Origin of the sequence: Mesorhizobium sp. M2A.F.Ca.ET.067.02.1.1 (assembly GCF_004023285.1) — a bacterium.
GTDB lineage: Bacteria > Pseudomonadota > Alphaproteobacteria > Rhizobiales > Rhizobiaceae > Mesorhizobium.
In genome coordinates this window covers 1-7,555 of record NZ_RZSB01000252.1, presented here as the reverse complement: position 1 = coordinate 7,555, position 7,555 = coordinate 1, and the positions used below count along the sequence as shown (strand labels likewise).

Annotated in this window: 10 protein-coding genes and 1 other RNA gene; 9 read left to right on the top strand and 2 right to left on the bottom strand. The window is 63.1% G+C overall.

Features of this window, described 5'->3' with window-relative positions:
* Nucleotides 1-317 (bottom strand): hydantoinase/oxoprolinase N-terminal domain-containing protein (locus tag EOA28_RS18085; protein WP_148670749.1); only part of this gene is annotated, 317 nt, incomplete at its 3' end.
* Nucleotides 318-494: 177 nt separating this feature from the next.
* On the opposite strand from EOA28_RS18085, the gene EOA28_RS18080 reads away from it, so the two are divergent.
* The 7 genes from EOA28_RS18080 to EOA28_RS18050 all read left to right on the top strand — a co-directional run bounded on the left by EOA28_RS18080 (nt 495) and on the right by EOA28_RS18050 (nt 4,464).
* Nucleotides 495-701, top strand: coding sequence for a hypothetical protein (locus tag EOA28_RS18080; RefSeq protein ID WP_082056158.1), 207 nt, complete (start codon nt 495-497; stop codon nt 699-701).
* 135 nt (nt 702-836) lie between these two features.
* A complete protein-coding gene (locus EOA28_RS18075) occupies nt 837-1,556 on the top strand; it encodes a DnaJ family molecular chaperone (protein ID WP_127250306.1) in 720 nt (239 codons plus the stop codon).
* Entirely contained in the window at nt 1,553-2,338 is a 786-nt protein-coding gene (locus EOA28_RS18070) for an N-acetylmuramoyl-L-alanine amidase (protein WP_127250278.1), read from the top strand. Before EOA28_RS18075 ends, EOA28_RS18070 begins: the two co-directional genes overlap by 4 nt.
* Before the next feature lie 167 nt (nt 2,339-2,505).
* Nucleotides 2,506-3,207, top strand: coding sequence for a transglycosylase SLT domain-containing protein (locus tag EOA28_RS18065; protein ID WP_127250279.1), 702 nt, complete (start codon nt 2,506-2,508; stop codon nt 3,205-3,207).
* Between the two features lie 128 nt (nt 3,208-3,335).
* An RNA gene (rnpB, locus tag EOA28_RS18060) (RNase P RNA component class A) lies at nt 3,336-3,731 on the top strand.
* Nucleotides 3,732-3,889: 158 nt separating this feature from the next.
* Entirely contained in the window at nt 3,890-4,174 is a 285-nt protein-coding gene (locus tag EOA28_RS18055) for a type II toxin-antitoxin system ParD family antitoxin (protein WP_126060079.1), read from the top strand.
* On the top strand, nt 4,171-4,464 hold the full coding sequence (locus tag EOA28_RS18050) for a type II toxin-antitoxin system RelE/ParE family toxin (RefSeq protein WP_127250280.1): 294 nt from the start codon (nt 4,171-4,173) through the stop codon (nt 4,462-4,464). The genes EOA28_RS18055 and EOA28_RS18050 overlap by 4 nt, the downstream gene beginning before the upstream one ends.
* A 69-nt stretch (nt 4,465-4,533) precedes the next feature.
* Here EOA28_RS18050 and EOA28_RS18045 read toward each other — a convergent pair whose 3' ends face one another.
* Nucleotides 4,534-5,649: a cystathionine gamma-lyase gene (locus EOA28_RS18045; RefSeq protein ID WP_127250281.1), complete on the bottom strand. Its 1,116-nt coding sequence runs from the start codon at nt 5,647-5,649 to the stop codon at nt 4,534-4,536.
* A gap of 400 nt (nt 5,650-6,049) precedes the next feature.
* Between EOA28_RS18045 and mraZ the strand changes: the two genes are divergently transcribed.
* A complete protein-coding gene (gene mraZ / locus EOA28_RS18040) occupies nt 6,050-6,508 on the top strand; it encodes a division/cell wall cluster transcriptional repressor MraZ (RefSeq protein ID WP_127250282.1) in 459 nt (152 codons plus the stop codon).
* Nucleotides 6,505-7,521 carry a 16S rRNA (cytosine(1402)-N(4))-methyltransferase RsmH gene (gene rsmH, locus EOA28_RS18035; RefSeq protein WP_128315117.1) on the top strand — a complete coding sequence of 339 codons (1,017 nt, stop codon included), beginning with the start codon at nt 6,505-6,507 and terminating at the stop codon, nt 7,519-7,521. Before mraZ ends, rsmH begins: the two co-directional genes overlap by 4 nt.
* The last annotated feature ends 34 nt before the right edge of the window (nt 7,522-7,555 follow it).

The window sequence follows — 7,555 nt, the reverse complement described above, 5'->3', positions numbered from 1 at the left end:
ATGCGCAAAGCGTCGCGAAAACCCTTGCTGATGAGCAGCAGCACACGGTCGCCCTTGCGCTCGAGCAGCGCATTGGTGGCAACGGTGGTGCCCATTTTGACGTCGCCGATCGCGTCGGCGGAAATGGCGGCGCCGGCCTTCAGACCCAACAGGTCGCGGATGCCCTGGATGGCTGCGTCCGCATAAGCCTCGGGATTCTCGGACAGGAGTTTTCGAGGGTGCAGCCGGCCGTGCGGATCACGGCCGATGATGTCGGTGAAGGTGCCGCCGCGGTCGATCCAAAAATCCCATCTCCGTGTTTCCGCGGCTGCCGGCATTCTGCTTGTCCACTCATGTCTTCGTGCGCATGTTCTGTTAGTTCGGGATTTCCCCGCCAGCAATTGCAAGTTGATGTTACATATCGAAATGCAACGTTACGAAACCGTCGAGCCTGCTGATGCATTTCCCCTGCGACCGCTCACCGAAACGTGAGCGTCTGTTGAAGGAGACATACCATGAAGAAGCTCATCTTGGCGTCTGTTTCGGCGCTCGCCCTGCTGGGGGTCGCGGCTTGCAGCGACAGTGGCACCGACAATACCACCACCCAGAGCACCAATCCGCCGGCCAACGAGCAGCCGATGAAGCCTGCTTCGCCCGACGCTTCGAAGCCCGCTGAACCGGCTCCGGCAACAAACCCGGCTCCTGCCGCGCCTGCGCAGTAAGATCCGACCATATAAATTCAAGGAAGGCCGGCAATGCCGGCCTTCCTTTTTGCTCCACCGATCCCGAAGGTCGCCCATCACCTGCGGCATTGTCCAGGCTTGATAGAACCGCCCGGTTCGCTCTATGAAGCCGGCATGTCGATTTGGGACCGCCTTGGCGACTTCATCGCTCGTGTTTCGTCATCGGCGTCCTCGGGCGTCGCGGATGTCGTCGAAGCCGTGCGTACCGTGTTTTCCGGCGATCCGGACCTGCGCCGGCGCGTTGCCTTCTCGGTGGCCATGATCGCGCTCTCCGCCAAGATGGCCAAGGCAGACGGCATCGTCACCCAGGACGAGGTGCGCGCCTTCCAGGAAATCTTCGAGGTGCCGCCGAGCGAGACACGCAACGTGGCGCGGCTTTACGATATCGCCAAGCAGGATGTCGCCGGATTCGAGACCTATGCCCAGCGCATGGCGCAGCTTTGCGGCTCCGGCCATGCAAACTGCATGATGCTGGAAGACATACTCGACGGGTTGTTCCACATCGCCAAGGCGGATGGCCTCATCCACGAGCAGGAAGGGCAATTCCTGCATCGGATCGCGGAGATTTTTCAGATCGACGAGGCGCATTACGAGGCGATCCTGTCCAGGCACGTCGATCTTGGCGCCGCCGATCCCTATGTCGTCCTGGGGATCGACCGGGGCAGGCCGTTCGAGGAGATCAGGAAACGCTATCGCAAGCTGATCTCGGACAATCATCCCGACCGGCTGATCGCGCGCGGCTTGCCGCAGGAATTCATCAAGATCGCCACGACCAGGGTCGCCGCGATCAACGCCGCCTATGAGATGATCGAGCGGGGCCTCAGGCACGCATGAGCGGTTTTCTGCCCGACCATCCAGAGGCGGAGGTTCGGGTCTCGCCCAATTTCGGCCCGCGCCGCGAGACGCTTCGGCCCGACATGATCGTGCTGCACTATACCGGTATGGCAAGCGGCGCCGGCGCCGAGGCGTGGCTGTGCGACCCGGCGAGCGAGGTGTCTTCGCATTACCTCGTTCATGAGGACGGCCGTGTCGTGCAAATGGTGCGCGAGAGCGATCGCGCCTGGCATGCCGGCAAGAGTTCCTGGCTCGGGCGAACCGACATCAACTCCTGCTCGGTCGGCATCGAGATCGTCAATCCCGGGCACACGCTGGGCTACAAGGCCTTCCCGCGGCGGCAGATCGGCGCCGTGATCGAGTTGTGCGCGGGTATCGCGGAACGCCATTCCATTCCCGCGGCAAGGGTGCTCGCCCATTCGGACGTGGCACCGGGCCGCAAGGTCGATCCGGGCGAGAAATTCCCCTGGAAGGCACTGTTCGCGGCCGGTATCGGACATCTCGTGGCGGCGGCGCCGATAAAGGCGGGCGCTGCACTGAAGGCCGGCGATGCGGGCGCCGACGTTGAAGCACTGCAAGCGATGCTGGCGCTCTATGGCTACGGTGTCGAGATATCGGGTGACTATGACCGGCAGACGGAAATCGTGGTGGCGGCCTTCCAGTTACATTTCCGCCGGCGGCTGGTCGACGGCGTGGCGGACAATTCGACGATCCGCACACTGCAGAGGCTCCTGGCTTCCGTAAAGGCAACTCCCGTCAAAAAGTCGCGTCGGGATCCTTAAATTACAATCTGTCACTCAAAGTGAATTGCGCCGCCTTCATTGCCGCCAATTCCGCCTGCAAATGCCCCTTCCGCAAGTTGTCGGGCGTCTATCCCCCCAAGGCACCCGATGTTGAGTTGACCTAACTGTGCGAAGTTCTTCGTGCAGCTCTAACAGAACAGGACTACATGCAAAAATTGACCGTTGTAGCGGCAGCCGTTGCTGCCGGAGTGATAAGTTTTGCCTTCAACCAGGCCAACAGTGCCCCGCTGAGCCCCAGGGCGGACAACGGCCTTGCAGCCGTAACGCCAAAGGCAGCCTCGAGCACCAAGACGGCAAAAACCGCGCGGGCTGCTCCAGCAAGGGTTCAGAAGGCCGTCGCAACGCGGGTGACAAAATCGACGGCCAAACGCGCCAAGCGCGGCAGAAAGGCTGTCGATCTCACCACGACGGCCTCGATTCAACCCGGCAAGATCGCCGTGGCGACGCCCGCTGCCGCCGGCGAAGGCCAGTATTCGGCGATCATCGCCCGCTATGCCGCGAGCTATGGCGTGCCGGTGTCGCTAGCCAAGGCCGTCATCAAGATCGAAAGCAACTATCGGCCGAACATGGTCGGCGGCGCCGGCGAGATCGGCCTGATGCAGATCAAGCCGGCGACGGCCCGCATGATGGGTTATACGGGTTCGGCCAAGGGATTGTTCGATCCCGACACCAACATCAAATACGGCATGAAGTATCTCGCCATGGCGCGGGACCTTGGCGGCGGCACCACCTGCGGCACGATCCTGAAATACAATGCCGGCCACGGAGCGACGCGGATGAACCCGGTCTCCGCCGCCTATTGCAGCAAGGTGAAGGTGCAGATGGTGGCGCTGGGCTCGCCGGCCTGACGCTATGCAGCGCGGCGGATTTGGGCAACGCGCGCTTTATCCACGTCGTTGCCCCAAACCGCCGCGCATTTGGGGCGAGGCGCTTTTTCGTTTGCGTTTTCAGCCGGGAATCCCTTTATACGCGCTTGCCAGCTGGCCGGGCGGCCGCACCCGCGGGAGCCGAAAGGTTGCGGGTGAGGAAAGTCCGGGCTCCATGGAGACACGGTGCCGGCTAACGGCCGGCGGGGGCGACCCCAGGGAAAGTGCCACAGAAAGCAAACCGCCGCGGCATTGCCGCGGCAAGGGTGAAAGGGTGGGGTAAGAGCCCACCGCGCGACTGGCAACAGGAGCGGCAGGGCAAACCCCACCGGGAGCAAAACCGAATAGGGGCGGTGCGAGGGGAAACCTTCGAGGGCTGTTTCCGGCCCACCGTCCGGGTTGGTTGCGTGAGGCGCATGGCAACATGCGCCCGAGATGAATGGCCGCCACGTTCTCGTCGCAAGGCGAGGGCCATACAGAACCCGGCTTACAGGCCAGCTGGCATTTTTTCTCGTAACGATAGCTGAACGGGATCAGAAGGTTACGCCGATGAGCGGGTCTTCTGATTCAAGGGTCCTGCAATACAACCTCCCAATGCTGCCAAACGTGTTCTTGAAGCCGGTGCGATTAAATCGTACCTTCCAAGAAAGGACAGGAGCACGTCATGGGCCAGGTCGATAAACGTAGCATCACGCTTTCGCCGGAACTGGCGCAGGCAGTCGACGATGTGGTCGCCGCGGGCGAATATGCTTCCGCGAGCGAGGTGATCCGCGATGCGCTCAGGCAGTGGAAGGAGCGCCGCGACCTGCTCGGCTACACCGTGGAGGAGTTGCGGGAATTGGTGCAGGAGGGGATCGATAGCGGACCGGCGCTGGACGGTCCCCCCTTAATGGAGCGATTGCGCGCCAGATATTCGAAGATGGCGGAAGCCAAAGGCGCTGACGAGTGAAGTACCGCCTGCTTCCACAGGCACTGGTCGACCTCGAAGCTATCGGCGACTATATCGCCGCCTACAATCCTAATGCCGCAATCCGCTTTGTGGAAACTCTTCAGCGGCGATGGGACTTGCTAACCCTCCATCCCCGATCAGGCGCACCGCGCGACGACATCCTGCCGGGCATTCGCCACCTTGTCGTCGGGGAGTACCTTACGTTCTATCGAATTGGCGACGATGCGATCGAAATCCTGCGCGTGTTGCATGGCCGGCGAAGGATCGAGACAGAGGATATGGGACCCTAAAGCGCGTCGCGTTGAAACTGATTCAGGCGACGCGCTTAAGTCTTTGTTTTGATGCGTGTCGTTGTCCGCTCAACTGGCGACTTTGTCCAACGACGCCTCGATCGCCTGCCAAAGCTCCTCGACCGGCTCGCAGCCGATCGACAGGCGCACGAAGCCGGGCGGCACGGCGTCGCCGCGCTTCGAGCGCCGTTCGGCCGAGGTGTGCACGCCACCGAAGGAAGTCGCCGATTCAATCAGCGCGCAATTGTCGATGAACGCCTCGGCCTTCTGTTCCGAGGCCAGTTCGAACGAGATCAGGAAGCCGAAGCGATCCATCTGGGCGCGAGCCAGATTGTGCGAGGCATCGCCCTCGAGGCCGGGATAGCGCAGGCCGCTGACCGCGCGATGGGTTCTCATCTTCATTGCGATCGTTTCGGCCGAGGAACACATCCGGTCGAAACGCACCTCCAGCGTTTCCAGCCCGCGATGCACAAGCCAGGCCTCGAAGGGACCGGGGATGCCGCCGACCAGGCTGCGCCAGTCGGTCACCTTGGCGATGATGTCGGCATCGCGGCTCGCGACATGGCCGAAGAGCACATCGGAATGACCGTTCACCGCCTTGGTGTCGGCGGAGACGACGATGTCGGCGCCGAGGTCGAGCGGACGCTGGCCGAAGGGCGTCATCGTCGTGTTGTCGACGACCAGCAGCCCGTCCTGCCTGTGAACGGCTTCGGCCACCGCCGTGATATCGCAGATGTCCAGCCGGGGATTGGACGGCGTCTCGGCAAAAACCAGCCGGTAACCATCGAAGCCGCCGTCGAGGAAGGTTGGCGTCGGCCTGGTGTCGCAGGCAAGGCCGAGGGGATTGAGAAAGCGCTCGGCCATGGCGCGCGTGGCGTGATAGCCGTCTGACGGCAGAAGCACGCGGTCGCCTGCTTTCAGCAGCGCGAAAAACACCGACGAGATTGCGCCCATTCCGGACGGGAAGGCGACGCATTGCGCGCCTTCGAGGTGGCCAAGCGCGTGCTCGACGGCGCGCCAGGTCGGATTGTCGTAGCGGCCATACTGATCGAAGCCGACCTCTGCGCCCGGCGTGTGGAAGATCGATGCCATGGTCAGCGGCAGCGGAATCGGGTCGCCCTTGGCGAAATCGCGGCTGCGCAAATGGGCAAGCGCCGCGGCGCGGGACTTCGCTTTCTCGGACATCAGGCTTCATCCCTTCGGCTGAATAGAAATTGCCAGAGACGCTATGCGTGCCGGCTGTTTGCGGCAAGCAGCGTCCTTTTGGGCCAGAGGGCTCTAAACGCTTCGTTAGGCTTAATGGACGATAAAGACGAGACGTGCCTTCAGCCTGCGCTTTGTGGTTGTGATGTGCGTGTTTGTGATGCCTGTTCCCGTTGACGCCCATAGTACCCCATGATATCCCGTTCACATCATCAAGCTTTCGTTCCGCGTCAGGGTGAAGCGTACGCCAATCGGGCAGCCGCGGCGGCTGCGCGTTTGCCGGTTTTCGCCCCGGTGAATGAAGCGATTTGCCGCAAGTGCGGCGAGGGCGCGGAGAACAACATGGGAAGGGGTGCGGCGGCGGAAGCGGCTGTAGCGTTCATTGGACCGATTTCTGTCAAACGCGGTAAACAGGATCGATGCGAAGGGGCGGGTCTCCGTTCCGGCGCATTTCCGTGCGGTGGTTCAGAAACGCGGCTATTCGGAGCTTTACGCGCTGCGCTGCCTGGACCTGCCGGCCATGGATGTCGGCGGACTCGACCTGCTCGACCGCTACGAGCAGCGGATCGCGCTGGAGGATCCCTTTCTGCAGACGGCGGACGATATGTCGTTCTTCTGCCATGGCGACGGGACGTTCCTGAAGCTCGATCAGGATGGCCGCATCACCATGAGCGACTTCATCCGCGAGCATACGGGCATCTCGAACGAGGTGGCCTTTGTCGGCCGCGGCAATTTCTTTCAGATATGGGAGCCGGGACGGCTTTCCGCCTATGGGGCGCAGGCGCGCGCCAGGCTTTTGCAGCTTCGGCAGGGGACGAAGCCCGGGGAGCGATCGGAATGATGGCTGGCCACGGCGATGATCCTCACGCCGTTGGCGGACCGGCCCGCCACATTCCGGTCCTCCTTGCCGAGGTGCTCGACGCGCTTGCGCCGCAGGCCGGCGAGACGATCGTCGACGGGACATTCGGTGCCGGCGGCTACACCAGCGCCATCCTCGATCGCGGCGCCTCCGTCATTGCCATCGACCGCGACCCGGACGCAATCGCGGCGGGCAAGGCGCTGGAGCGGCAGGCCGGCGGCCGGCTGAGGCTTGTCCAGGCGCCGTTCTCGACGCTGGACGAACATGTCGAGGGCGCCGACGGCGTGGTGCTCGACATCGGTGTTTCCTCCATGCAGTTCGACCAGGCGGAGCGCGGCTTTTCCTTTCGCGCCGATGGGCCGCTCGACATGCGCATGGCGCAGTCGGGGCTTTCCGCCGCCGACGTCGTCAACACCTTCAAGGCCGGCGATCTTGCCCGCATCTTCGGCTTTCTCGGCGAGGAGCGCCATGCCGGCCGCATCGCACGCATGATCGAGAGCCGGCGCGAGAAGAGACTGTTCGAGCGCACGCTCGATCTCGCCGACGCCATCGAAACGCATATCGGACGCGGACCCAAGGACAGGATCCATCCGGCCACGCGCGTCTTCCAGGCGTTGCGCATCTTCGTCAATGACGAGCTTGGCGAGCTTGCAAGGGCGCTGCTGGCGGCCGAGCGGGCGCTGAAGCCCGGCGGCCGACTTGCCGTGGTGACCTTCCATTCCCTGGAAGACCGTATCGTCAAGCGCTTCATCGCCGACCGTTCCGAAGCCGCCAGCGGCTCGCGACACATGCCCGACGCGCCGCAGCGCGCCGCGACTTTCCGTAAAGCTGGCGGCGGCGTGACGCCGGGGGAGGCCGAGATAGCGGCCAACCCGCGAGCGCGCTCGGCCAGGCTGCGCGCTGCGATCCGCACAGATGCCCCGGCGCGTGCGGGCGATTTTTCGATTTTCGGCCTTCCAAAGCTTCCCGCCGTCGAACGGCCGGGAGAGAGGTGAGCACGTGTTTCGTACCAGCGACATAGTCCTGATC

Excerpts from the sequence above, each read along its gene's own strand:
- rsmH (WP_128315117.1), top strand. The coding sequence starts at position 6,505 with ATGATGGCTGGCCACGGCGATGATCCTCACGCCGTTGGCGGACCGGCC.
- EOA28_RS18080 (WP_082056158.1), top strand. The coding sequence starts at position 495 with ATGAAGAAGCTCATCTTGGCGTCTGTTTCGGCGCTCGCCCTGCTGGGG.
- EOA28_RS18045 (WP_127250281.1), bottom strand. The coding sequence starts at position 5,649 with ATGTCCGAGAAAGCGAAGTCCCGCGCCGCGGCGCTTGCCCATTTGCGC.
- EOA28_RS18065 (WP_127250279.1), top strand. The coding sequence starts at position 2,506 with ATGCAAAAATTGACCGTTGTAGCGGCAGCCGTTGCTGCCGGAGTGATA.
- EOA28_RS18075 (WP_127250306.1), top strand. The coding sequence starts at position 837 with ATGTCGATTTGGGACCGCCTTGGCGACTTCATCGCTCGTGTTTCGTCA.
- EOA28_RS18070 (WP_127250278.1), top strand. The coding sequence starts at position 1,553 with ATGAGCGGTTTTCTGCCCGACCATCCAGAGGCGGAGGTTCGGGTCTCG.
- EOA28_RS18055 (WP_126060079.1), top strand. The coding sequence starts at position 3,890 with ATGGGCCAGGTCGATAAACGTAGCATCACGCTTTCGCCGGAACTGGCG.